The 23,345-nt window shown below is 66.7% G+C and carries 25 protein-coding genes; 8 read left to right on the forward strand and 17 right to left on the reverse strand.

Annotated features, from left to right (window positions below; all coding sequences use genetic code 11):
* From AC07M1_RS02290 to AC07M1_RS02305, 4 genes are all read right to left on the reverse strand, one after another.
* Window positions 1-948: a tetratricopeptide repeat protein gene (locus tag AC07M1_RS02290; RefSeq protein ID WP_495160948.1), complete on the reverse strand. Its 948-nt coding sequence runs from the start codon at window positions 946-948 to the stop codon at window positions 1-3.
* Window positions 949-1,015: 67 nt separating this feature from the next.
* On the reverse strand, window positions 1,016-1,966 hold the full coding sequence (locus tag AC07M1_RS02295; RefSeq protein ID WP_495160949.1) for a helix-turn-helix domain-containing protein: 951 nt from the start codon (window positions 1,964-1,966) through the stop codon (window positions 1,016-1,018).
* A 123-nt stretch (window positions 1,967-2,089) separates the two neighbouring features.
* Entirely contained in the window at window positions 2,090-4,369 is a 2,280-nt protein-coding gene (gene ptsP, locus AC07M1_RS02300) for a phosphoenolpyruvate--protein phosphotransferase (RefSeq protein ID WP_495160950.1), read from the reverse strand.
* A 102-nt stretch (window positions 4,370-4,471) separates the two neighbouring features.
* Window positions 4,472-5,173 (reverse strand): hypothetical protein, encoded by a 702-nt coding sequence (locus tag AC07M1_RS02305; RefSeq protein WP_495160951.1) that lies wholly within the window; start codon window positions 5,171-5,173, stop codon window positions 4,472-4,474.
* 129 nt (window positions 5,174-5,302) lie between these two features.
* On the opposite strand from AC07M1_RS02305, the gene AC07M1_RS02310 reads away from it, so the two are divergent.
* A complete protein-coding gene (locus AC07M1_RS02310) occupies window positions 5,303-5,644 on the forward strand; it encodes a PadR family transcriptional regulator (RefSeq protein ID WP_495160952.1) in 342 nt (113 codons plus the stop codon).
* Window positions 5,644-6,591, forward strand: coding sequence for a hypothetical protein (locus tag AC07M1_RS02315; protein WP_495160953.1), 948 nt, complete (start codon window positions 5,644-5,646; stop codon window positions 6,589-6,591). Before AC07M1_RS02310 ends, AC07M1_RS02315 begins: the two co-directional genes overlap by 1 nt.
* Window positions 6,592-6,600: 9 nt before the next feature.
* Here AC07M1_RS02315 and AC07M1_RS02320 read toward each other — a convergent pair whose 3' ends face one another.
* Window positions 6,601-7,620 (reverse strand): NAD(P)H-dependent flavin oxidoreductase, encoded by a 1,020-nt coding sequence (locus AC07M1_RS02320; protein WP_495160954.1) that lies wholly within the window; start codon window positions 7,618-7,620, stop codon window positions 6,601-6,603.
* Between the two features lie 76 nt (window positions 7,621-7,696).
* Between AC07M1_RS02320 and AC07M1_RS02325 the strand changes: the two genes are divergently transcribed.
* Window positions 7,697-8,545, forward strand: a complete 849-nt coding sequence (locus AC07M1_RS02325; RefSeq protein ID WP_495160955.1) for an amidohydrolase family protein — start codon at window positions 7,697-7,699, stop codon at window positions 8,543-8,545.
* Between the two features lie 41 nt (window positions 8,546-8,586).
* A complete protein-coding gene (locus AC07M1_RS02330) occupies window positions 8,587-9,399 on the forward strand; it encodes an endonuclease/exonuclease/phosphatase family protein (RefSeq protein WP_495160956.1) in 813 nt (270 codons plus the stop codon).
* Between the two features lie 111 nt (window positions 9,400-9,510).
* On the opposite strand, the gene AC07M1_RS02335 is transcribed toward AC07M1_RS02330, so the two are convergent.
* Entirely contained in the window at window positions 9,511-10,770 is a 1,260-nt protein-coding gene (locus tag AC07M1_RS02335; RefSeq protein WP_495160957.1) for an aspartate kinase, read from the reverse strand.
* A gap of 49 nt (window positions 10,771-10,819) precedes the next feature.
* On the opposite strand from AC07M1_RS02335, the gene ubiG reads away from it, so the two are divergent.
* On the forward strand, window positions 10,820-11,557 hold the full coding sequence (gene ubiG, locus AC07M1_RS02340; RefSeq protein ID WP_495160958.1) for a bifunctional 2-polyprenyl-6-hydroxyphenol methylase/3-demethylubiquinol 3-O-methyltransferase UbiG: 738 nt from the start codon (window positions 10,820-10,822) through the stop codon (window positions 11,555-11,557).
* Window positions 11,558-11,685: 128 nt separating this feature from the next.
* Here the strand turns inward: ubiG and AC07M1_RS02345 are convergent, their stop codons facing one another.
* The 3 genes from AC07M1_RS02345 to AC07M1_RS02355 all read right to left on the reverse strand — a co-directional run bounded on the left by AC07M1_RS02345 (window position 11,686) and on the right by AC07M1_RS02355 (window position 13,010).
* The gene (locus AC07M1_RS02345; protein WP_495160959.1) at window positions 11,686-11,862 is read right to left on the reverse strand and encodes a hypothetical protein; all 177 of its coding nucleotides are present in this window, start codon (window positions 11,860-11,862) and stop codon (window positions 11,686-11,688) included.
* Window positions 11,863-12,284: 422 nt separating this feature from the next.
* Window positions 12,285-12,656 carry a tRNA-binding protein gene (locus tag AC07M1_RS02350; protein WP_495160960.1) on the reverse strand — a complete coding sequence of 124 codons (372 nt, stop codon included), beginning with the start codon at window positions 12,654-12,656 and terminating at the stop codon, window positions 12,285-12,287.
* A 3-nt stretch (window positions 12,657-12,659) separates the two neighbouring features.
* Window positions 12,660-13,010, reverse strand: coding sequence for a GFA family protein (locus AC07M1_RS02355; RefSeq protein ID WP_495160961.1), 351 nt, complete (start codon window positions 13,008-13,010; stop codon window positions 12,660-12,662).
* 63 nt (window positions 13,011-13,073) lie between these two features.
* On the opposite strand from AC07M1_RS02355, the gene ung reads away from it, so the two are divergent.
* Window positions 13,074-13,751 carry a uracil-DNA glycosylase gene (ung, locus tag AC07M1_RS02360; protein WP_495160962.1) on the forward strand — a complete coding sequence of 226 codons (678 nt, stop codon included), beginning with the start codon at window positions 13,074-13,076 and terminating at the stop codon, window positions 13,749-13,751.
* Window positions 13,752-13,777: 26 nt separating this feature from the next.
* Here the strand turns inward: ung and AC07M1_RS02365 are convergent, their stop codons facing one another.
* The 7 genes from AC07M1_RS02365 to AC07M1_RS02395 all read right to left on the reverse strand — a co-directional run bounded on the left by AC07M1_RS02365 (window position 13,778) and on the right by AC07M1_RS02395 (window position 20,530).
* Window positions 13,778-15,931: a TonB-dependent receptor gene (locus AC07M1_RS02365; RefSeq protein WP_495160963.1), complete on the reverse strand. Its 2,154-nt coding sequence runs from the start codon at window positions 15,929-15,931 to the stop codon at window positions 13,778-13,780.
* Between the two features lie 97 nt (window positions 15,932-16,028).
* Window positions 16,029-16,619, reverse strand: coding sequence for a Cif family virulence factor (locus tag AC07M1_RS02370; protein WP_495160964.1), 591 nt, complete (start codon window positions 16,617-16,619; stop codon window positions 16,029-16,031).
* A complete protein-coding gene (folD, locus tag AC07M1_RS02375; protein WP_495160965.1) occupies window positions 16,616-17,491 on the reverse strand; it encodes a bifunctional methylenetetrahydrofolate dehydrogenase/methenyltetrahydrofolate cyclohydrolase FolD in 876 nt (291 codons plus the stop codon). Before folD ends, AC07M1_RS02370 begins: the two co-directional genes overlap by 4 nt.
* On the reverse strand, window positions 17,481-17,792 hold the full coding sequence (locus AC07M1_RS02380) for a DUF167 domain-containing protein (protein ID WP_495162800.1): 312 nt from the start codon (window positions 17,790-17,792) through the stop codon (window positions 17,481-17,483). Before AC07M1_RS02380 ends, folD begins: the two co-directional genes overlap by 11 nt.
* A complete protein-coding gene (locus AC07M1_RS02385) occupies window positions 17,789-18,103 on the reverse strand; it encodes a YggT family protein (RefSeq protein WP_495160966.1) in 315 nt (104 codons plus the stop codon). Before AC07M1_RS02385 ends, AC07M1_RS02380 begins: the two co-directional genes overlap by 4 nt.
* Before the next feature lie 78 nt (window positions 18,104-18,181).
* Window positions 18,182-19,081, reverse strand: a complete 900-nt coding sequence (argB, locus tag AC07M1_RS02390) for an acetylglutamate kinase (RefSeq protein ID WP_495160967.1) — start codon at window positions 19,079-19,081, stop codon at window positions 18,182-18,184.
* A gap of 804 nt (window positions 19,082-19,885) precedes the next feature.
* Window positions 19,886-20,530 (reverse strand): queuosine precursor transporter, encoded by a 645-nt coding sequence (locus AC07M1_RS02395; RefSeq protein WP_495160968.1) that lies wholly within the window; start codon window positions 20,528-20,530, stop codon window positions 19,886-19,888.
* A gap of 115 nt (window positions 20,531-20,645) precedes the next feature.
* On the opposite strand from AC07M1_RS02395, the gene AC07M1_RS02400 reads away from it, so the two are divergent.
* Both AC07M1_RS02400 and AC07M1_RS02405 read left to right on the forward strand, forming a co-directional pair.
* A complete protein-coding gene (locus tag AC07M1_RS02400; protein ID WP_495160969.1) occupies window positions 20,646-21,917 on the forward strand; it encodes a NupC/NupG family nucleoside CNT transporter in 1,272 nt (423 codons plus the stop codon).
* Window positions 21,914-22,459, forward strand: coding sequence for an STM3941 family protein (locus AC07M1_RS02405; RefSeq protein WP_495160970.1), 546 nt, complete (start codon window positions 21,914-21,916; stop codon window positions 22,457-22,459). The genes AC07M1_RS02400 and AC07M1_RS02405 overlap by 4 nt, the downstream gene beginning before the upstream one ends.
* Here AC07M1_RS02405 and AC07M1_RS02410 read toward each other — a convergent pair.
* Window positions 22,426-23,295 (reverse strand): 3-hydroxybutyryl-CoA dehydrogenase, encoded by an 870-nt coding sequence (locus AC07M1_RS02410; RefSeq protein WP_495160971.1) that lies wholly within the window; start codon window positions 23,293-23,295, stop codon window positions 22,426-22,428. The genes AC07M1_RS02405 and AC07M1_RS02410 overlap by 34 nt on opposite strands.
* Between the last annotated feature and the right edge of the window lie 50 nt (window positions 23,296-23,345).

Below are 23,345 nucleotides of genomic sequence, written 5' to 3' on the forward strand. Positions count from 1 at the left end.
TTACTTGCACTTGCTGGCGGTGCGGCCGGTTGCGACATCTTTCTTCATCGCGTCGGAGATGCGGTCGCCATAGACCTGAGTCAGCTCGTCATAGACCTTGCAGACCTCGCTCGCCGGCTTCTTCATCTTCACCAGCGCCTGGGCAAGGTAATAGAGCGAATCCGGCGCGCGCTCGCCGTTCGGCATCTTCTGATAGCTCTCGAACAAGGCGGTAGCGGCGAGGGCCGGCTTGCCCTGGTCGAGCAGCGTGCGGCCGAGCAGATTCTGCGAGTAGCTGGCGCGGCGGTGCTTGGGATATTTCTGGACGACCGTGCGCAGCTCGGGGATCGCCTTGTCATACTGTTTCGCCTGCCACAGGCGATAGCCATAGACATAGCCGTCCTCGGCAGGATCGTCGGTCTTGGGCCGATCGACCGCCACCGCGGGCGTCGCCGGCGTGGTCGGCGCGGTGGTGGCGGGACCGCCGACCGCGGGGCGGGTGGGAGCGGGACGCGTGCCCGTCACCGGCGGTTCTTCCTCGGTTGCGGGTGCGGGCCCCGCTTCCAGCGCCTTGAGCCGCGCATCGGTCGTGCGCTTGTAGGCGTTGAACGCGTCTTCCAGCTGGCGCAGGCGATACTGGGTCTGCTCGACCTGCCCGGTCATCTGCGAAAGCTGCGACTCCACCGCGCCGATGCGGGCGTTGAGGTCGGTCACCACGCTGGTGGCGGGGATGCCGGCGCTACCCTGTTGCTGCTGCGGCGGGGTGATTTGCGGTTCGATCGTCTGGCCGGCGCCGCCCGGGAACACCTTGCGCTGCACGGCGCGCATCTCGCGCTCGAGCCGGTCGACCCGGCCCTCGATCCCACCGGCGGCGGTGCCGCGGCTGGTCTGCGCCGTTGCCGGCATCGCCACGCTCGCCAGCGCGGCAGCCGCCGTGCCCAGCAACGCCATCTTTCCAATCAAACGCATCGAAACCCCCGCAGGCGCTAACATCCTCAACGCCTTATACATCACATGCCGAATCTGTCGCCACGCTTTACGGCGCGGTAGTGTTTCCGCCTGTCTGAGGTTCGGGCGTCACCGGAACGGGTTGCGCGGGCGGATCGAAGGCGGGGCGGAATGCCGGGGGCAGTTGCTGCTGCGAGCGCGCCTTGGGGCTGGCGCCGGGCGCCGGGGTGCTTGCTGCCGGCGTGGGCGTCGCGGCGGGAGCCGCGCCGGTGCCACGCGCCAGCAGCGCGGCGGCGCTGATCGGCACATCCTTGATCGCGCGGCCCGGTGTGCCGAGCGGCGCGACATCGGATCCGTTGACGGTGACGCGGATCGACTCCGGCCGGCCGAGGTTGATCATCGGACCCTTGGCGTCCTGCGGCAGGTCATAGCGTTCGCCCGCGGCCATTTCCTTCTCGAACAGGCGCTTGCCGTCGGCGTCATAGATACGCAGCCAAACCGCCTGGGTCGCGGTCAGCGTGACCTGACCGTTGGTGGTCGCGGCCGCCGGCGAAGGCGCGGCATCGGGCACCGCGATCACGGCTTCGGTCGGCGCCGGCTCGGGCTCGGGAGCGCCACTGCTCCGGAACAGGTTGGTGCCGTACCAGAGGACCAGCAGCCCAACGAGGAGTACGGTTACGGCGACCCCGGCCCAGACCAGACCGCTCGACGGTTCGCGCACGGGATCCTGCGGGTCGTAGCTTTCGTAAACTTCGCGCGCGGCGAACATGCCCGACGTTTCGGCGCGCAATTCCTTCGCGAGCGCGACCTCGTCCGCGCCAATGGCACGGGCATAGGATTTGACGAAGCCGATGGCATAGGTGGGCGAAGGCAGGCCCGAATAGTCGGACGTCTCGATCGCCTGCAGATGGCGCAACGGAATGCGCGTACGCGATGCGATATCGGACAGCTCAAGCCCCTGCGCCAGCCGCGCATCGCGCAGCTTCTCGCCGACCTTCTCGGGAAAGAGTGTCGGGTTCTCGCCGGGTTCGCCGTCCATTCAATCACTCTCCGATCGCGCTGGGGGTTCGCCAGCGAAATGCAGGCCGTGCGGGTGTCCAACACCCGCCTGCCGCTGTCAACGCTGGCGGAGGGAAAATGGTATCAAATCACACGGGTAAAATTACGCCAGCTCGACCCCGTGGTCATCCGCCCATTGCTCCAGCGCCGCGCGCATGTCCTGCGGTGGGCGGGCCAGCATCCCGGCCATCGCCTCGATCAGCGCGGGACGGTCGAGCGAGCGCACCATCGCCTTGATCGGTCCGACCGCGGCGGGGGTGATCGACAGGCGTTCGATGCCAAGTCCGATCAGCGCCATCGCCTCCAGCGGTCGCCCACCCATTTCGCCGCATACCGCCAGCGGCACGCCGGCGGCGTTCGCTTCGCCCGTCACGCGACGCAGGAAGCGCAGGATCGATGGACTGAGCCAATCGTAGCGCACCGCCAGCTTGGGGTGCGCGCGATCGGCGGCGAACAGGAACTGGGTCAGGTCGTTGGTGCCTACCGACAGGAAGTCGAGATTAGGCAGCAGGATATCGAGCACTTCGGCCAGCGCCGGCACTTCCAGCATCGCGCCATAGCGGATGTGGATCGGCAATTTGTGCCCGCGCGCTTCCAGCCACGCCCGCTGGCTCTCGAACAGCGCGCGTGCCTGATCGAACTCCCAGGGCTCGGAGACCATCGGGAACATGACGTTGAGCGTGCGTCCGGCCGCGGCCTCCAGCAACGCGCGTGCCTGCACTTTCATCAGGCCTTCGCGGTCCAGCGCTAGCCGCAGCGCGCGCCAGCCCATCGCCGGATTCTCCTCCTCGCCATTCTCGTCATGGTCGAGATAGGGCAGCGCCTTGTCCCCGCCGATATCGACGGTGCGGAACGTCACCGGCCGCTCGCCCGCGGCGTCGAGCACATCCTTGTACAGCCGCCGCTGGCTGTCGCGCTGCGGCAAGGTGGCGGAAACCAGGAACTGGAACTCGGTGCGGAACAGCCCGATGCCGTCGGCACCGGTCAGGTCGAGCGCCGCCACGTCATCACGGAGCCCCGCATTCACCATAACCGTCAGCCGGTGCCCGTCCTTGGTGACCGGCGCCTCGCTCTTGAGCGCGGCGAAGGCGGCGCGGCGTTTCTGCGTGACCAGCAGCTTGGCTTCGAACGCCTCGTCCATCGCCGCGGTCGGGCGGATGATCAGCGTATCCTCGGTCACGTCGACCAGCAGTCGGTCGCCCTCGGCGATCAGGCGGCGGATGTCCTTGACGCGACCCAGCACCGGCACGCCCATCGCACGGGCGACGATGGTGACGTGCGCGGTCAGCGACCCCTCTTCCAGCACCACGCCCTTCAGCCGCCGGCGGTCATATTCGAGCAGCTCTGCAGGGCCGAGGTTGCGCGCGATCAGGATCGAATCCTGGCGCAGGCCCAGTTGCGCGGCGGTGCCGAGCTGGCCGGAGACGATGCGCAGCAGCCGGTTGGACAGGTCCTCCAGGTCGTGCATGCGGTCGCGCAGCAGCGGATCGTCGATCTGGCGCATGCGCATCCGCGTGCGCTGCTGGACGCGCTCGATCGCCGCCTCGGCGGTCAGGCCGCTGTCGATCGCCTCGTTGATGCGGCGGCTCCAGCCTTCGTCATAGGCGAACATCTTGTAGGTCTCGAGGACCTCCTCATGCTCGCCGCCGCCGCCGAACTCGGCCTGGCTGGTCATGCGGTCGATCTGCTCGCGCATCTTGTCGAACGCGGCATAGACGCGGTGGCGCTCGGCCTCGGTATCCTCGGCGACCGTATGTTCGATGATAATGCGCGGCTGGTGGAACACGGCGGCGCCCGCGGCCATGCCCTCGACCAGCTTGAACCCGCCGACGCGCGCGGTTCCGGTCGATTGCAGCCGGGTGGTGCCCCCGCCGCCCGCCGGATCGATCAGGCCGGCATTGGCGATGAGTTCGGAGAGGACCATCGCCACCGTCTGCAGCGCCTCGATCTCGACCTCGTCATATTTGCGCGGCTCGGCATGCTGGACAGCGAGCACGCCGACGGCGCGTTCCTTGCGGATGATCGGCACGCCGGCATAGCTGTGAAACCGGTCCTCGCCCGTTTCGGGGCGATAGGCGAAATCGGGGTGCGCGGCGGCTTCGTCGAGGTTCAATGTCTCGACATTCGCCGCGATCGTGCCGGTCAGTCCTTCACCCATCGCCAGCTTGGTGACGTGGACGGCTTCCTGTGCCAGGCCGCGGGTCGCGAACAATTCCAGCACGCCCTCGCGCAACAGGTAGATCGAACAGACCTCGCTGTTGAGCGCCTCGCCGATGATGTTGACGACGGAGTTGAGCTTCGCTTGCGCCGCCGAGCGCGACGCCATCACATCGTGCAGCCGTGTCAGGATTTCGCGGGCGGAGGCGGCGGCGGAAACGGGCATGGTATCGCGCTATCAGATCGGCGCGGGCGCGCCAATCGGTTCAGCGTTACCAACTATGTCAGCTGGACTATTTGATCGATCCCACGGAATGCCGGCGCAGCCTCAGCGAGCGGCCAGGACGGTTCGTCTCCCGCCGGTGACTGCCACGTTCGCGGTGAACACGGTGCGGTCATAGTCGAGCCTTGGGGCCGCCAGCGTCCCCGCACGCCACGCCGCCAGATCGGTGCGATAGGCGTCGTAGCGCGCATAGAAGTCGCCGAATGGCCGATCGATCGTCGCCAGCGCGGTCGCGGCGAAGCCATTGAGCGATCCCGCGGGCAACGCCGCCGCCTGATGCAACAACGGCCCCGCCTGGGCGCAGAAGCGTGCCAGCACCGGCGGCTGCGCGAAATAATTGTAGAGCCGCGTCATCGCCGGATCGAACGACGTCATGCCGCCATGTTCGGCCGCGAGCGCGCGATGCGCCGCCGCCAGCGCCTGGCGATGTGTGCTCAGCAGCTTGTTGTAGGTGGGGGCGAGGCTGGTGTCGGGGCAGCTCAGTGCCGCGACGTTGAACGCGGCGCGCAGATGCCAGACCGCGCCCGCGGCCGAGACGCCGCGATTGGGCGAGGCGTAGCTGCCGTCGGCGAGCCGTGCGGGGATGGTCAGTCCTGTCGCCGCGCCATCGGGCGGGGTCGGCGCGGTGGCCCGCATCGGTGCGGGGGCCGGAACCGGAATCGGGGCGGGGGCCGCCATCTGTTTCTGGCCGGCGCACCCGGCAAGGGCGGCCAGCACGGCGAGCGAAGCGGGGACGCGGTACGACATGCCGCCATCCCACCACCTCAAGGTAAAATTGACGTTAACCGCATGAGCGATCCGACTCCCGCAGGGGCTTGTGCAATCATGTACTATGTGACATACAGTGTATGTCATACACGATATGAGGCATGGTATATGCCGACCGAAGAGGACCTGTTCGAAAAGCTGCGTGTCGAGCTGCGCCGGGGATCTTTGGTGGTCGCCGTGCTCGGGGCGCTGCGCGAGGAGCGCTACGGCTACACGCTGCGCCAGCTGCTCGAGGATGCCGGGCTGCCGATCGAGGAAAGCGCGCTCTACCCGCTGCTGCGCCGGCTGGAGACGCAGGGGCTGCTCACCAGCGAATGGCGGGAGGAGGGCAAGCGCAACAAGCGCTTCTACCGCCTGAGCGAAGAAGGCGGCGACGTGCTCGCGCGGTTGCTCGCCGAATGGAACGCGATCTCCGAATCGATCCTCCGCTTGACCGGAAAGGATGCATGATGGACCTGCTCGACCGCTATGTCGCCGCGGTGCGGCGCAACCTGCCCGCAGCCAAGGCTGACGACATCGCCGCCGAACTGCGCGACGTATTGCTCGAACGCGTCGAGGCACGCGAGGCGGCGCTCGACCGGCCGCTCGACAAGGGCGAATGGGAGACGCTGCTGGTCGAGTTCGGCCACCCGCTGGTCGTCGCCGGGCGCTATCGCGAGAAACAGTCGCTGATCGGTCCCGAACTCTACCCCTTCTACCTCTATTCGCTGAAGCTGTTCGGCGCGATCACCCTGCTGGGCGTGGCCGTGATGTCGGTGATCCGGGCGGTGACGAGCCCGGGCGATGCCGGGCAGATTGCCGTCCAACTGCTGCATTCGCTGTGGTGGGCCGCGACGACGGTAGTCGGTACCACGACGATCATCTTCGTCCTGGTCGAGCGCTACGCCAATGTTCAGCGCCAGCTCTGCGACTGGAAGCCCGCCGACCTGCCCGAGGTCGAGCGGCGCAACGAGCCGGGCCACCTCGCTTCAGCGACGGAGGTGGTGCTCGGCGTCCTGATCCTGCTGTGGTGGGCCGGGCTGGTACCGATCCCGATGATCGCCGGCACCGGCGGCTTCCGCCTCGAACTCGCGCCGATCTGGGATCAGCTCTACTGGCCGGTCTTCGGGGTGCTGGCGGTGCGGCTCGCTTATAATGTCGTCCGCTGGCTGCGGCCCCGCTGGCGCTGGACGCGCGGCGTGCTCGCGATCGTGTCGACCGTCGGCGCGATCATCGTCGCGGTCCTGCTCTACCGCGCCGGACACTGGGTGACGGTGATCCCAACGGGTATGGCGGTCGAACAGGCCGGCAGGCTGCAGGAAAGCCTCGACCTGTCGCTGCGCATCGGCATCGTCGCCGCCGCGGTCGTGTGGACCTGGCAGGGCGCGCTGGAAGCGTGGCGCTGGCTGCGGCGCTGACCAGCTGGTTCAGGCCGCGCGCTTTTCCAGGGCGTGCGCGGCCTCGGCCATCAGCTGGGCGATGATCTCGGCGACCGGCTCTTCCTTCGTGACCATGCCGACCGACTGGCCCGCCATCAGCGACCCGTTGTCGACATCGCCCTCGATCACCGCGCGGCGCAGTGCGCCCGCCCAGTAATGCTCGATCTGAAGCTGCGCCTCCATCATCTCGACCTTGTTCTCGTCGAGCAGTTGCGCGACCTCGCGCTGCTTGGCGGTGAACAGCTCGGACGATGCGTTCTTGAGCGCGCGCACCGGGATCACCGGCAGGCGCGGATCGATCTGCACGCTGGCGACCGCGTCGCGCGCGCTGGCGCGGAAGAACGCCTTCTTGAAATTGGGATGCGCGATGCTCTCGGTCGCACAAGCGAAGCGCGTGCCGAGCTGGACGCCCGCCGCACCCTGGTCGAGGTAACCGGCGATCGCCTCGCCCCGGCCGATCCCGCCCGCGACGAACACCGGCACCTGCTCGGCGACCTCGGGCAGGATTTCCTGCGCGAGCACGCTGGTCGACACCGGGCCGATATGCCCGCCGGCCTCCATGCCCTCGACCACCAGCGCGTCGACGCCCGAACGGATCAGCTTCTTGGCGAGGCTGAGCGCGGGTGCGAAGCAGATCAGCTTGGCGCCATTGCCCTTGATCGCATCGAGGCTGCCCGCCGGCGGAAGCCCGCCCGCCAGCACGATGTGCGAGACCTCATGCTTGGCGCACACCGCGATCAGCTCGAACAGCTGTGGATGCATGGTGATCAGGTTCACGCCGAACGGCTTGTCGGTCAGCTTTTTGGTGCCCGCGATTTCCGCGTCGAGCTGCTCGGGGTTCATCGCGCCGCACGCGATCAGCCCGAACCCGCCCGCGTTCGAGATCGCGGAGACGAGGTTGCGCTCGCTCACCCACGACATCGCGCCGCACAGGATCGCGGTCTTGCTGCCCAGAAACTCGATGCCGCGCGCCATGCGGCGCTGAAGGCGCTCTTCCCCAATGCTCATCGGCTTGCCCTAGCCGCGCCTGCCCCGTCCCGGCAAGTCTGGCCAGCGGTCTGCCCGCGCATTAGAGAAGTCGCTCATGAAACTTCCCGCGCTTGCCAGCCTCGCCTTGCTCGTCCTTGCGCCCGCCGCCGCGGCGCAGGACCGGCTGTTCGACAACCATGTCCACCTCTGGAAGGGCGAGGAATCGCTGCGTGCCTATCGCGCCCAGTCGCAGGCGGCGGGGCTCGATCCGGTCGCGGCGGTGATGTGGTTCGGCGGCCCCAATCAGGCGCTGGCCGGCAAGCCCGCCGAAATCCGCGCCAGCAACGATGCGATCATCGCGCTCGCCAAGGCCAACCCCAGGCTGACCCCGGTCGCCACCGTCCATCCCTATGACGGCGACGCGGCGATCGCCGAGGTGCGGCGAGTCGCCGCCGCCGGGGTGAAGCTGCTCAAGATCCACCCGCATACGCAGAAGTTCGACGCCGCCGATCCGCGCGTGCTGGCGACGGTGAAGGCGGCCGGCGCGGCGGGGATCGTCGTGCTGATGGACAATGCCGGCATCGTCAACGACGACAATGAGAAGCTGTTCAACCTCGCCCTTTCCGCTCCGAAGACACGGTTCATCTTCGCGCATATGGGCGCGATGGGCTTCCGCTTCTGGAACATGCTCAAGGCCGCGCGCACGGCGGAAGGGCTGTTCGGCGACAATATCTATTTCGACATCTCGGCGACGGTAACGCTGACCGCGGATTCCCCGATCGAGGACGAATTCGTGTGGACGATGCGCAATGTCGGCATCGACCATATCCTGCTCGGTTCGGACTATCCGCAATTCTCGCTCAAGCAGAATGTCGATGCGCTGGCCAAGCTCGGCCTCACCGCCGAGGAACTGGCGAAGATCCGCTACGGCAACGCGCGCGCGCTGCTCGGCCTGACCGACTGACGCGCGTTGCGGTCCGCCGGATCGGCGCGTAGCAGGGCGGCATGATCCGCCTGACCCGACGTTCCGTGCTTGGCGCCGCCGCCGCGCTTCCAATTGCCGCCTGCGCCCCGCGTGCGACGCCGCCGCGCACGCCGTTTCGTGCCGTCACCTTCAACATCTGGCACGATGCCGGCAACTGGCCGCTACGCCTCAAGCTGATCGTCGACGTGCTGCGCGCCGCCGATGCCGATGTGATCGCGCTGCAGGAAGTGCTGCAGGATTCGAAGAAGAACCTGCCCAACCAGGCCGAGACGATCGCCGCCGCGCTGGGCGGCTATACCGCGCATTTCATGTCGACTTCGCCCGAAGGCGCCGCCAATCGCTACGGCAACGCGATCCTGACGCGGCTGCCGGTCAGCACGGTGGACACGATCAAGCTCGAACCCTTGAGCGATTATCGCACGGCGATCCGCGTGCGCGTCGATGCGCGGGGTCGGCCGGTCGATGTGGTCAACACCCACCTCGCCTGGCAGCCCGATGCCGGTCCGGTGCGCGCGCAGCAGATAAGCGGTCTGTTCGACTGGTTGCCGCAGGACGATGTGCCGCTGGTGCTGATGGGCGACTTCAACGCCCCGCTCGACGAAGCGCCGCTCGCGCAGATCGCGGCGCGCGGCCTCGATCCCGCGCTCAAGCCCGGTGCGACCGACACGACGTTGGTCGTTTCACGCGGACACCCGCCGCGCGTGATCGACCATATCTTCGCCGATCCGCGCGCTTTCGATGTGACAGAGGCCCGCCGTATCGGCGACCAGATGATCGACGGCGAATATCCGTCGGATCACTTCGGCGTGGCGGCAACCCTCACCCCGCGCTGAAGGCGGGTGATTGCGGATTCAAATTGATGATTTCTCTCCGTCACCCCGGCACAAGGCCGGGGTGACGGGGAAGAAGGTTGACCTCCTGCTTCCCGTCGATGCCGTTCCGGCTTACGCCGCCTCGTCTTCCGGCGCGTCCAGCCCATAGGCGGTGTGGAGCACGCGGACGGCGAGTTCGGTCTCATCCTCGTGGATCAGCACGCTCACCTTGATCTCGCTGGTGGTGATGGCGAGGATGTTGATGCGGCGCTCGCCCAGCGTCTCGAACATCGTCGCGGCGACGCCGGCATGGCTGCGCATGCCGACCCCGACGACGCTGATCTTGGCGACCTTGGTATCGTGGATCAGCGCATCGTATCCGATCGGCGCCTTGTTCTTCTCGAGCACGTCGAGCGCACGGGCCAGCTCGGCGCGCGGGACGGTGAAGGTCACGTCGGTCGAGCCGGTGGCATGCGCCACGTTCTGGACGATCATGTCGACGTTGATCCCGGCCTCGGCCAGCGGGGTGAAGATATGGCCCACCGCGCCGGGGCGGTCGGGAACGTTGGTCAGCGTAACCTTCGCCTCGTTCTTGTCCGCGGCGATGCCGGTGATGAGCTGCCGTTCCACGTCGTTGATCTCCTCTTCGCCGACGATCAGCGTGCCGCGATGGCCCTCTTCGTCGCGATTGTCCTCCAGCGAGGAAAGCACGCGCACGCGCACGCCTTCCTTCATCGCCAGCCCGACCGAGCGGGTCTGGAGCACCTTCGCCCCGACGCTCGCCAGTTCCAGCATTTCTTCGTACGTCACCTTGGACAGCTTGCGCGCCCGCGGCACGATGCGCGGGTCGGTTGTATAGACGCCATCCACGTCGGTGTAGATGTCGCAGCGGTCGGCCTTCATCGCCGCCGCCACCGCCACCGCGCTGGTGTCCGATCCGCCACGGCCCAGCGTGGTCACGCGATTGTCCTCGGCCAGGCCCTGGAAGCCCGGGATCACCGCGACATTGCCGTCGGCGAGGCTGGCGTTGAGCTCGGTCGTGTCGATCGTGCCGATGCGTGCGCTGGCATGCGCGCTGCTGGTGTGAATCGGCAGCTGCCAGCCGAGCCACGAGCGCGCGGGAACGCCGGCCGCCTGCAGCGCGATTGCGAGCAGCCCGCTCGTCACCTGCTCGCCGGCCGAGACGACCGTGTCGTACTCGCGCAGGTCGTAGAGCGGCGAGGCTTCCCTGCAGAAGCCGACGAGGCGGTCGGTCTCGCCCGCCATGGCGGAGACGACGACCGCGACCTGATTGCCCGCTTCCCACTCGGCCTTCACGCGGTTGGCGACGTTACGAATCCGCTCGATGCCCGCCATCGACGTGCCACCGAACTTCATCACAATGCGTGCCATCTGGTCCTACCCCCTTGGGTGTGTGTGGGCGCGCTGATAGGAGGGGGGGATGGCGATGACAAGCAAAGCAACCATTGACCCGCGTGAAGCTGAGCATTTCGGGCGGCTCGCGGCGGACTGGTGGAACCCCAAGGGCTCCTCGGCCATGCTCCACCGCCTCAACCCGCCGCGGCTGCGCTATATCCGCGAAGCGGTCGACGCGCATTGGGAGGGTGACCCCGCCAGCTTCACCCCGCTTGGCGGTAAGACCGCGCTCGATGTCGGCTGCGGCGCGGGGCTGTTGTGCGAGCCGCTCGCTCGCCTCGGCGCTCAGGTTACCGGGGTCGATGCGGCGCCCGAGAATATCGGGGCCGCGCGCGCGCATGCGCAGGCGTCCGGCCTCACGATCGATTATCGCGCGGGCGAGTTCGAGACTGAGGTGAAGGGCCGCACCTTCGATCTCGTCACCTCGATGGAGGTGATCGAGCATGTCACCGATCCCGCCGCCTTCGTCGCGGGCCTCGCCGCCGCGCTGGCGCCGGGTGGCCTGATGATCCTCTCCACCCCCAATCGCACGCCCCTGTCACGCCTCGCGATGATCACGGTGGGCGAGGGGCTGGGCATGATCCCGCGCGGCACGCACGACCATGACAAGTTCATCACGCCCGACGAGTTGATCGACCTGCTCGCCGACGCGGGCATGGAAGTCGCGGACCTGCGCGGCCTCAGCTTCTCGCCGGGCGCGGGCTTCCACCTCTCCGACGATACCAGCCTCAACTATCTGCTCACCGTACGCCGCTCGGCATAGCGGCGTACGGGCGTTCCGAACCCCCGCAACGCCATTCCTCACCCCTTCCCCGTCGCTCCGCTCTCTCACCGTCATCCCCGCGAAGGCGGGGATCCATTCTGGCTGCCGTTGAGGGTCGATCCGCTACGTCACGGCCAATGGATTCCCGCTTTCGCGGGAATGACGACGGGTGAGGTTGCGGAGTCGGGAGCCGTGCGCCGCTCGGCATAGCGATCGGGAATCCGCGGCGATCGGTGGATGCGGTCGAACAGCCGTGCCCGATCCTGTTCGCTCCGCCGTTCCTCTGTCTCGCGTTCGTCTGTCATGGTTCGATGCCTCATGCCGTTGCGGTGGCGTGAACATCGCCGGTCCCGGCGCCGGGCGTCATGAGCGGCGAATGAGCAAGGCGTGAGGAATGTGGTATTTTCCTACAGGCCCCGGCCTATGATAGCTGGAATGTCCCATGCAGCATCGGGACGCCTCTTCACTCAGCTCGAACCGCCGGGCAGCGGCCTCTCCGTCGCGCTGGTGTCGCGTCAGTGGCGCATTCCTGTCGCGTCGGTGTCGCGTGGGCGGCGCGTTCCTGTCTCGCGGGTGTCGCGTCAGCGTCGCGCGGTCGTCGCGTGTGTGGCGCGCCGGTGGCGCTCCTGTGTCGCGCAGCTGTCGCGTTAGGGTTGCGTTACCGGCGCGTTCCTGTCGCTTCGGCTGGAAAACCGCGTTTCTGCGTCAACTTCGTCAACCGCGCTTGTCAGTACAGCCGTCCGCCATTCGGTACATCGACGCTCGGATGGAACAGCACCACCTTCCCCTCGGCATCGGGGAAGCCCAAGGTCAGCACCTCGGACATCATCGGCCCGATCTGGCGCGGCGGGAAATTGACCACCGCCGCGACCTGCCGCCCGGGCAGCTCGTCAAGGGCGTAATGCTCGGTGATCTGCGCCGAGGATCGCTTGATCCCGATCGTCGGGCCGAAATCGATCGTCAGTCTGTAGGCAGGTTTGCGCGCCTCAGGAAACGGCTCGGCGGCGACGATCGTGCCGACGCGGATGTCCACCGCGAGAAACTGGTCGAAACTGATTTCCGCGGCGGCCGGGGCCGTGGCGTCGTGGCTCATATGCATGGCTTAGAGACTGGCTCCGTCGAACTTGTGGATCGCCAGCGAATCGACATCGATATCGTCGGCACAGCGCAGGTTGATCGCCACCATCTCCTTGCCGTCCGGCCCGGTCCCGCCGCCATAGGGCGAACAGCCGCAGGTCGCGCAGAAATTGTGCCGGATATTGTGCTTGTTGAACTGGTAGGTCGTCATCGCCGCCGGATCGGTGTGCAGCGTGAACTGGTCCGCCGATGCGAAATGGAGCAGCGCGCCCTTGCGGCTGCAGATCGAGCAGTTGCACGACACCGCGCTGTTCGGTGCTTCGCCTTGCAGTGTGTAGCTGACGTTGCCGCAGTGGCAGCTTCCGGTGACGGGCATTTCGGCTCTCCCTCGTTGACAGTTTGGCGCTGGTTCGCACAGTCGCGCCCGGAAGGAAACCGCATGGCCGTGAAGCTGCATCCCGATTGGCTCGAACCGCTCAGCCAGGAATTCGACGCGCCGTACATGGCTGCGCTGCGCCAGTTCCTGCTCGACGAGAAGGCGGCGGGGAAGCGCATCTTCCCCAAGGGAGCCGACTGGTTCCGCGCGCTCGACCTGACCCCGCCGCAGGATGTGCGGGTCGTCATCCTTGGCCAGGACCCCTATCATGGCGAGGGACAGGCGCACGGCCTGTGCTTCTCGGTCCAGCCCGGCGTCCGCGTGCCGCCGAGCCTCGTCAACATCTACAAGGAATTGCGCAGCGACCTCGGTATCGAGCCGCCGCGCCATGGCTTTCTCGAAGCCTGGGCGAAGCAGGGGGTGTTGCTGCTCAACAACTGCCTGACGGTGGAAATGGGCCGCGCCGCGTCGCATCAGGGGCGCGGGTGGGAGAAATTCACCGACGCGGTGGTCGCGCACGTCAACGCGCTGCCCGATCCGGTGGTGTTCATGCTGTGGGGCAGCCACGCCCAGAAAAAGGCGCCGTCGGTCGATCCACGCCATCTGGTGTTGAAGTCGGTCCACCCCTCGCCGCTGTCGGCGCATGGCGGCTTCTTCGGCTGCCGCCATTTCTCGCAGGCGAACGCGTTCCTGGAGGCGAAGGGGCGCGGATCAATCGATTGGGCGCTGCCCCCCTTGTAAGGAAGGCAGCGCCCGCCGGGGGCAACCTAGAAGCTTACACGGGCCGCCACGCGGATGTCGCGGCCGGCAAGCGGCACGAAATCCTTGGTGAATGAGGCATGCCGCCGCGCCTCGACGTCGAAGATATTGTTGGCGGAGAGGATCAGCGCCGTCTCGCGCTTCTCACCGAACGGGTGCCAGGTGAGCGACGCGTTGACGAGGGTGAAGGCGGGGGTCTCGGTCTCGAACGCGGCGATGCGCGCTTGCTTGGTGACGTGCTCGACCTCGACCCGGCCGCCGAACGGGCCCTTGCTGGCGTCGATGCCCGCCAGGACGCGGAAGGGCGGGATGCGCGGAACCGGGCTGCCGTCCTGCAGGGTGGCGCGGACATAGTCGGCGACGAGGTTGCCGCCGAGGGTGAAGCCGCCATGCTCGATGATCGTCGCGGACACTTCGCCCTCGACGCCGAGATAGCGGGCATCGGCCTGACGGTACTGGAACACCGGCAGCCCGTTGATCTCAAGGCCGGTCTCGGTCTCGTAGATATAGTCCGTGAACCAGTTGGCGTAGCCGGCCAGTTGGAACTTGAGGCCGCCGACCGCGCCGCGAGCGTAGATTTCGCCGCCCCAGCTCTTCTCGGTGCGGAAATTGGGGTTGCCGACCTCGTAGGCCTGGGTCGCGATGTGCGGGCCGTTGGAGAACAGCTCCTCGGCCGACGGCGCGCGGACGGCGCGCGAGGCGTTGACGCCGACCTTCACGCGCGGTGCGACTTCGTAGGACAAGCCGATGGCGCCCGAAACGGCGTCGAAGTCGCGGTTCACCCGTCCGACCGGTGCATCCTCGTCGAGCCCCAGCTTGACCTTGTTCGAGTGCACGCCGGTCCGCTCGTAGCGTAGCGCGCCCTCAAGTCCGAGCTTGCCGAGATTGACTTCCTGCAGCGTGAAGAAGCCGTACTGGTTGGTGGTGTTCTCCGGCACGAACGCTTCCGCGCCCGTTGCCGAGAAGTCGCGGGTGAAGCCTTGGAAGCCGACGACGCCGCGCCAGCCGCCGCGATCCGCCTGAACCAGCTCCAGCCGCCCTTCGAACCCGGTCGAGGCAAAGACGGTGCCGACCTCGTCGCCCTCGAACTCGGTGTGCTCATAGTCCGAATAGCCGGCGCGGACACGGATCTTGTCGAGGAAGCCGCCATTGACGTTGACCTCGCCGCGCAGGTCCGCGCGCCACTGGTGCAGCCCGATCGTCACTGGCCCCTCGCCGTGATCGTGCCCGGCGTCGTGATCGTCGTGCGCTCCCGGCGGACGCTCGGGCACGCCGTAATTGGTGTCGTAATAGCCGACCGAGAAGCCAAGACTCCCGCCATCGTTGATCAGCGAAAGCCCGCCGCCCAGCGTATAGGTGCGCGTGCCGCTGTTAGGCAGGCGGCCGCGCAGATTGGCGAGCGCCGTCGCCTCCGCCGCTTCATCGGCATGGCCGTCCTCGATCGCATGCTCGGCACGGTGGAGCTGGTCCGCGCGCAGCGGCGCGCTCAGCACATAGCCGCCGACGCGGACGTCATCGGTCTTGCGGTAGCTACCATCGAAGTGAAGAACGAACTGATGGTCGAGCGCGACGTCTACCGCCGCGCCGCCGCTACGCTCGTCCGCCGCCGAACCATAGGTGCCGACCGCATCGACATGGAAACCGTTCTCGGGAACGGCGCGCGGGATGCGCCGGTCGATCACATTGACCGCGCCGCCGATCGCCTGGCTGCCGAACAGCAGCACCGCGGGGCCGCGCAGCACTTCGATCCGCTCGGCGGTGAGCGGATCGATCGACACGGCATGGTCGGTCGAGGTGTTGGAAACGTCGAGCGTGCCGAGTCCGTCGGAGAGGACGCGCACGCGCTCGCCCTGGAAGCCGCGCAGTACCGGGCGCGACGCGCCGGGACTGAACGAGGTGGCGGAGACGCCCGGCACCTTGGTCAGCGTGTCGCCGATCTGCCCGCGAATGTCGCGCACCAGCGCATCGCCCGTCACCACCGACGCGCCCGCGAGCAGGTCGAGATCGGCGACATAGGGCGCGGTGATCACGATTTCCTGGTCCGAGTCGCCATGCACGGCGCTGCGGCTGGTGGCGTCGCGTTCGGCATGGGTCGTGGTCTGTGCGAACGCTGGAAAAGTGAACAGGGTGGTGGCGAGGAGGGCGGCGAGGCTACGCTTCATGGGTACACGGTCCTGCGACTGAAAACGCGCCCCTTTATTCGCAATGTTACATCATCACAAGTCTAGTCTGCGCAATCTGCGAAGAACAGCCTTGTTATTAGGGCGCCGCGACACGATCGGTGACGACATCCTCGAACCGCTTGCCGCTCCAGATCGATGCGGTGAAGCTGCGGTTGCCGTCGGCAGCCATCGACCAGCGCCAGCGCAACGAGCCATCGGGGGAGGCGCCTGTCGCGCCGTCGGGGGCAGGCGCGGTAGGGACACGGGTGGGAATCCGCCTGCACGCCGCGCGGCGCACCTTGGGCTGTTCGGGAAGGAGGCGCGGTGTCCTCAGCGCATCGCCGCCATCGTAAACCCATTTCCACCCGTCATCGCCCCGCCGGGTCCAGACGGTGGTGAAGAAGCCGGATCCTCGCGGGGCGACCCAGGGGCCGGTATTCACCGCCGCGGCGCCGTCGCATGAAATATAGCTTTCAGCCGGCCACCACTGCACCGAGAGCGGCGGATCCTTGCGATCCTTGAGGAACGCTTGAGCGCTAACCGGCTTGGGCGTGAACATCACCGCGTCGTCGGCGGCGTAGCGGCGGAAGGCGGTCCATTGGCCTTCGGTCTGCGCGGCGCGGTTGAATTCTCGCTCGGCGTCCACCGCTGTTCCCGCTTGGGCCAGCAGCAGCGCCGCGAGGATCACAGTGCCGTCGGGTCCAGTGCCAGTCCTTCGCGGCGGTGCGCGGCGACCAGCGTGTTGCGCAGCAGGCAGGCGATGGTCATCGGCCCAACCCCGCCCGGCACCGGAGTAATCGCGCCCGCTACCGATGCCGCGCTTTCGAACTCGACATCGCCGGTCAGGCCGTTGTCGGTGCGGTTGATGCCAACATCGATCACGGTTGCGCCTGGCTTCAACCACTCGCCCTTGACGAAGCCCGCGCGGCCCACCGCCGCGACGACGATGTCGGCGCGCGAGACATGGCCGGGCAGGTCCCTGGTCCGCGAGTGCGCGAGCGTGACGGTGGCGCTCGCGGCGGTCAGTAGCGCCGCCATAGGCTTGCCGACGATATTCGACCGACCGATCACGACGGCGTCCTTGCCCGACAGATCGCCGAGCTGGTCCTTGAGCAGCATCAGGCAGCCGAGCGGCGTGCACGGGACGAAGCCGTCGATGCCGGTGGCAAGACGGCCGGCATTGACCGGGTGGAAGCCGTCGACGTCCTTGTCTGGGCTGATCCGCAGCAGCACGTCCTGTTCGTCGAGATGGCCGGGCAGAGGCAGCTGGACCAGAATGCCGTCGACTGCGGAATCGGCGTTGAGCGTATCAACCAGCGCGATCAGCGTGCCCTGATCAATGTCGGCGGGCAGGCGATGCTCGAAACTTTCCATGTTGGCGGCAACCGTCGCCTTGCCCTTGCTGCGGACATAGACGGCGGAGGCGGGGTCTTCGCCGACCAGAACCACGGCCAGGCCGGCCTTGCGGCCCGCCTGCGCCTCGAACGCCGCTGCCGCTTCGCCCACGCGTGCGCGCAGGCCCGCTGCAAATGCCTTACCGTCGATGATCTCAGCCGTCATGGTCTGCCCCATAGAACTGTGCGGCGATTCCCGCCAGCACCGAAGCGTCGCCGGCGATCGTCAGCCGCTTGAGCCGGGACGTCTCGCCCGCGATCAGCGCGACGTCGCGCTTCGCCACGCGGAATGCCTTCGCGACCAGGTCGATCAGCGCTGCATTGGCTGCACCGTCGACCGGCGGAGCGGCAAGGCGTGCCACGAAATGCTCCGCCGTTCCGGCGAGAAAGGCCGGCTTCGATGCGCGCGGCGTCACGCGCACCGCGATGCGGATGCCCCCGACATCCGCGTGCCAGGGCCGGGTCAGGCGGCGCTGCGGATCAGCGCGACCGCGACGCGTGGCACGATTGCGTCCTGCAGGATCCAGATCAGGATCAGCACCACGAACGGCGCGAAGTCCATCGGGCCGGTATCGGGCAGAATGCGGCGGATCGGGCGATAGACCGGCTCGGTCAGCGTGTTGAGGCCGCGCCACAGCGAACTGACGAAGTCGTTATAGGTGTTGATCACGTTGAACGCGATCAGGGTCGACAGGATCGCCTGTGCGACGATGATCCACCAAGCCACGGTCAGCAGGATCTGAACGATGTGGAAGGTGGTCGCGATTAGGGTGTCCAACGGGGGCCTCCGGAATTTTCAGATGCTTCTACCGGAAAGCCGGGCAAGGCGGCAACCGTGTTAGCTATATAATACGGCTCAGCGATGTACCAAGGTGCCGGCACCCTGGGGCGTGAAGATTTCGAGCAGCATCGAATGCGGCACGCGCCCGTCGAGGATGACCGCGGCGTCCACCCCGGCATCGACCGCGGCGACGCAGGTCTCGACCTTGGGGATCATGCCGCCGCTGATCGTGCCGTCGGCCTTCAATGCCGCGATCCGGCCGGGGTCGAGGTCGGAGAGGAGCTCCTTGTCCTTGCTCAGCACGCCAGGCACGTCGGTTAGCAGGAAGAAGCGCGATGCGCCCAGCGCGCCGGCGATCGCGCCCGCCATCGTGTCGGCATTGATATTGTAAGTGTGCCCGTCCGCGCCGAGCGCGATCGGCGCGATCACGGGGATGAAGCCCTGCGCCGACAGCGTCGTCAGCACGCTGGCATCGACCGCCACCGGCTCGCCGACGAAGCCCAGATCGACATGACGTTCGATTCCCTGCAGCGGATCGGCTTCGCTCCGAGTCACTTTGCGCGCGGTGACCAGCCCTGAATCCTTGCCCGAAATGCCGATCGCCTTGCCGCCCGCCGCGCCGATCCAGCTGACGATTTCCTTGTTGATCGATCCGGCCAGGACCATTTCCGCGATCCGTGCGGTTTCGGCATCGGTCACCCGCAGCCCGCTGACGAACTCCGATTCGACGCCGAGGCGTTTGAGCATCTGGCCGATCTGCGGCCCGCCGCCATGGACGACCACCGGATTGATGCCGACTGCTTTCAGCAGCACGACATCCTCGGCGAAGTCGCGTGCCAGCTCGGGATCGCCCATCGCATGGCCGCCATATTTCACGACGAAGGTCTTGCCCGCGTAGCGCTGCATATAGGGCAGCGCGTCGGTCAGCGTTTCGGCCTTGGCGAGCATCAGGGGATCGGGGGCATGATCGGTCATGGCGCGCCCTTAGCGTGAGTTGCCGGGATACGAAAGCGGTGGAGGGGGCTGGGGCATTCGCAAGCAGCCGTCGGCACCGCCGCGAAGTTGACGATGTTACGCGGAACGCGATTCATTCTGTCAACTTCGTCGCCGTTGTCGGGTGGGTGTCATGTGGGGCCAACCGAGCGGATCGACGAAATCAAAGAGCGCTGCCTGGCAGCGGACGATGCAAGCAAATCAATTCCAACATTGCAAGCGGGGTCGGGATTTCGGTGGAAAGCGGAAATCACCCTGGAGTAAGTCGAGGGTGCTGGGAAGCACAAGATGACTGGGTTGAGGGGGTGGGTCGCTGTCATCGCGGCGGCAACCGGGTTAGCAATCGCGGGAATAGCAGCCTCTGTGGACGTCGCATCCGAATGCAGTACCGCTCACGAGGTTCATTGGTGGTTAGCCGCCCCGTTCTTCGCATTCTTCCTGTTCGTGGGAGGCTATATCTTTGCGGCTGCACCGCGCAGCGCCTAACCCTGTTCGTCGCGTTGGCGGTGATTATGGCGGGTTACGTGGCCGGTCTCGTGCTCAGCCTGCCAATGGCTTTCAAGACAGAGATTGCCTGCGCGGCCGACAGAGCCCGGTAGGGCTGCTGTCCGCAACTGGGTCGCTGGCGGTCATCGCTGTCCTTCGTCATCCCGGCCCTGTGCCGGCTTCCATGGTGCCGCCGGGGGATAGAGCCTCTTGCTTCCAGCTCACCTCCCGGTGGATCCCGGCACAAGGCCGGGATGACGGGTTACTTGCGACAGGGCGTGCGGGCCGGTCGCTGTGCCTTCAGGCGTCGCGGTCCAGTCTGCGGCCCAGGCCGACAAAGGCGTAGATCAGGATCGGCACCAGGATTGCCGACAGCACCACCTTGGCGATCAGCTGGCCCATCAGCAGTTCGCCGATCGGGAAGACGCCATAGAAGGCGATACCGATGAAGATCATCGTGTCGACGATCTGGCTGAGCACGCCCGCCACTGCTGCGCGCAGCCACAGCAGCTTGCCTTCCTCGCGCTTGAGCCAGGAGAAGATCGTGACGTTGAGCGTCTGCGAGATGCCATAGGCGAAGATCCCGCCGATCCAGATGCGCCAGGTGGCGAACAGGATGCCCTGGATCGCCTTGAGGTCATCGGGACGGTGCTGGATCATCTCCTGCGACGCGGGCAGCGACCAGACGAGCAACGAGAGCAGCAGCGAGGCGATCAGCGGGATGAAGCCGATCTGGACCAGCCGGTTCGCCACGCTGCGCCCGTGCAGTTCGGCGACCGCGCTCGATACCGCGACCAGCAGCAGGAAGGCGAAGATGCCTGCTTCCACCCCAAGCGGCCCCATCGCCACCTGCTTGTTGCCCAGCACGCCCGCGATGCAGACCATGCCGCCATAGAAGATCGAGAAGACGAAGAGCGAGCGCGTCAGCGGGGCCGGTGTGGTCATGGGCGTTGCTAGCGCGGTTTCACGCGATACGGAAGCACCTAGCGATGCCAGAAAGCGGCGCTATGCTGCAGCCCCATATGCCGCGCACCAGACGCGGTGCTTGGGGGCCTTCCACTTGAACAATCTTCCGATCGGTATTCTGGGCATCGTCGCGATTCTCGCGATTGCCTTTGCGCTTTCGTCGAACCGCCGCGCGATCCGGTTGCGGGTCGTCGGCGCGGCATTCGCGCTGCAGACGGGTATTGCGGTCCTCGTCCTCTATGTGCCCGCAGGGCGGGCGGTGATCGAGGGCATGTCGCGCGGCGTCTCGGCGCTGCTCGGCTATGCGCAGGCCGGCACCGACTTCATCTTCGGTCCGCTGGCCAAGCCCGAAATGGGCGGTCACAGCTTCGCCATCGCGGCGCTGCCGGTGATCATCTTCTTCGCCAGCCTGGTCTCGATCCTCTACTATCTGCGCATCATGCCGCTGGTGATCCGGTGGATCGGCGGGGCGATCGAGAAGGTGACCGGGGTGAGCAAGGTGGAGTCGCTGTGCTCCGCCGCGAACATCTTCGTCGGTCAGAGCGAATCGCCGCTGGTGATCCGCCCCTATCTGGCGAGCCTCACCCCCGCGCAGATGTTCGCGGTGATGAGCGTCGGCATGGCCGGCGTCGCGGGCACGATTCTGGCGGCCTATGCCGCGATGGGGATCGACATCCAGTATCTGCTCGCCGCATCGTTCATGGCCGCGCCCGGCGGTCTGCTGATGGCGAAGATCATGATGCCCGATGAGCCGGCGAAGCAGGCCGAGCTTCCGCTCGACGGCGAAGCGGCCGCGCTCGATCCCGAGGATGCGGCGATCCGCGCGGTCGAGAAGGACCTAGACGAGGAACGCCCCGCCAACATCATCATGGCGGCGGCGATGGGCGCGCAGATCGGCGTCAAGATCGCGGTTGCGGTCGGCGCGATGGTGCTCGCCTTCGTCGCTTTGGTCGCGCTCGCCAACGGCCTTCTCGGCGTGGTCGGCGGCTGGTTCGGCTATGGCGACCTCACCTTCCAGGGGGCGATCGGCACCGTCTTCGCGCCGGTGATGTTCCTGATCGGTATCCCATGGGCCGAGAGCGGCGCGGCGGGCAGCCTGTTCGGTACCAAGATGGTGCTCAACGAATTCGTCGCCTTCCTCAACCTCGGCTCGACCCAGGGGCTGAGCCCGCGCAGCGTCGCGATCATCACCTTCGCGCTGTGCGGCTTCGCCAATTTCAGCTCGATCGCGATCCAGATGGCGGCGGCCGGTAGCCTCGCGCCGAATCAGCGACCGGTGATCGCGAAGCTCGGCATCAAGGCGTTGATCGCGGGCAGCCTGGCCAACCTTATGTCCGCGGCATTGGCGGGGTTGCTGCTGCCGTGAACGAGCGGCTTGTGGCGCGGGTATCGAAGGGCGAGGTATCGTTCTTCGCTCTGCTTTTCGCTGGCTGCGTCGCGCTGGGCATCTGGTGCATCGTGAGCCCTGAAGATCTGGTCACCCGCCGTTATTCCAGTCCTATGTTCATATCGGGGGTCGGATGGGTCCTCACACCGATCTTTGGTCTGTTACTTGCTGCATTCATCAGACAGTTATTCCGGACCGGCCCGGTACTCGAGATCGATGAGCGCGGTATTCTCTGGCGTCGCTGGTCCGACACGACCATTCCGTGGAATGTGATTACGCGCGTTGAGGTCACGACGGTGGGCGAGCAGAAGTTGCTGAACCTCTGGCTCGCCAATCCCGCGCGTTATCCCGGCCGTTCAACGCTCGGAGGGCTGTCGGGGTTGAACAAGGCGATGGGGTCAGGTGACCTGTCCATTTCCATGATAGGCACCGACCAGAGCTTCGACCGGCTGGTCGAGGTGGTCGGTTCCTATCATGCGTCGGAGGGTCAGCGCGTGGGTACCGGTTCCGCGCCTGAATAGTCGTAGAAGCCGCGGCCGGTCTTGCGGCCGTACCAGCCGGCTTCGACATATTTGACGAGCAGCGGGGCGGGGCGGAACTTGGGATCGCCGGTGCCTTCGAACAGCACGCGCGTAATCTCGAGGCAGGTGTCGAGGCCGATGAAGTCGGCGAGCGTGAACGGCCCCATCGGATGGTTGAGGCCGAGCTGGATCGCCGCGTCGATATCGGGGATCGTCGCCACGCCTTCACCCAGCGCGAAGCAGGCTTCGTTGAGGAAGGGCATCAGCACGCGGTTGACGATGAAGCCCGGCGCGTCGTTGGCGTGGACGATACGCTTGTTGAGCGTCTTGCCGTACGCCTCGACCGCCGCGACCGTCGCGTCACTGGTGGCGAGACCGCGGATCAGTTCGATCAGGCCCATCACCGGTACGGGATTGAAGAAGTGCACGCCCATGAAGCGCGCGGGATCGGGTGACGCCTGCGCCAGCCGGGTGATCGGGATCGATGAGGTGTTGCTGGCGAGGATCGCGGTGTCGGACAGCACCTTGCCGACATTCGCGAAGATGGTGCGCTTGATCTCCTCGCGCTCGGTCGCGGCTTCGATGACGAGGTCGCACGGCGCGAACGCATCGGTGCCGCCGACGCATTCGATGTTGGCGAGTGCGGCTTCCGCGGCCTGCGCGGTGATCTTTTCCTTCTCCACCGCCCGCGCGAGCTGTTTGGCGATGCCCGCCTTGCCCTTTTCGGCGCGCGCGACGTCCATGTCAGACAGCAGCACGCGATAGCCCGCCTGCGCCGAAACCTGGGCGATGCCCGCTCCCATCTGCCCCGCGCCGATCACGCCAACCGTCTTCATGCATGTCCTCCGGAATCTGATATGCAGGCGTCCTACCGACTCGTTCGCGA

The sequence above is a fragment of the Sphingomonas sp. GW821-FHT10C01 genome (assembly GCF_059415525.1).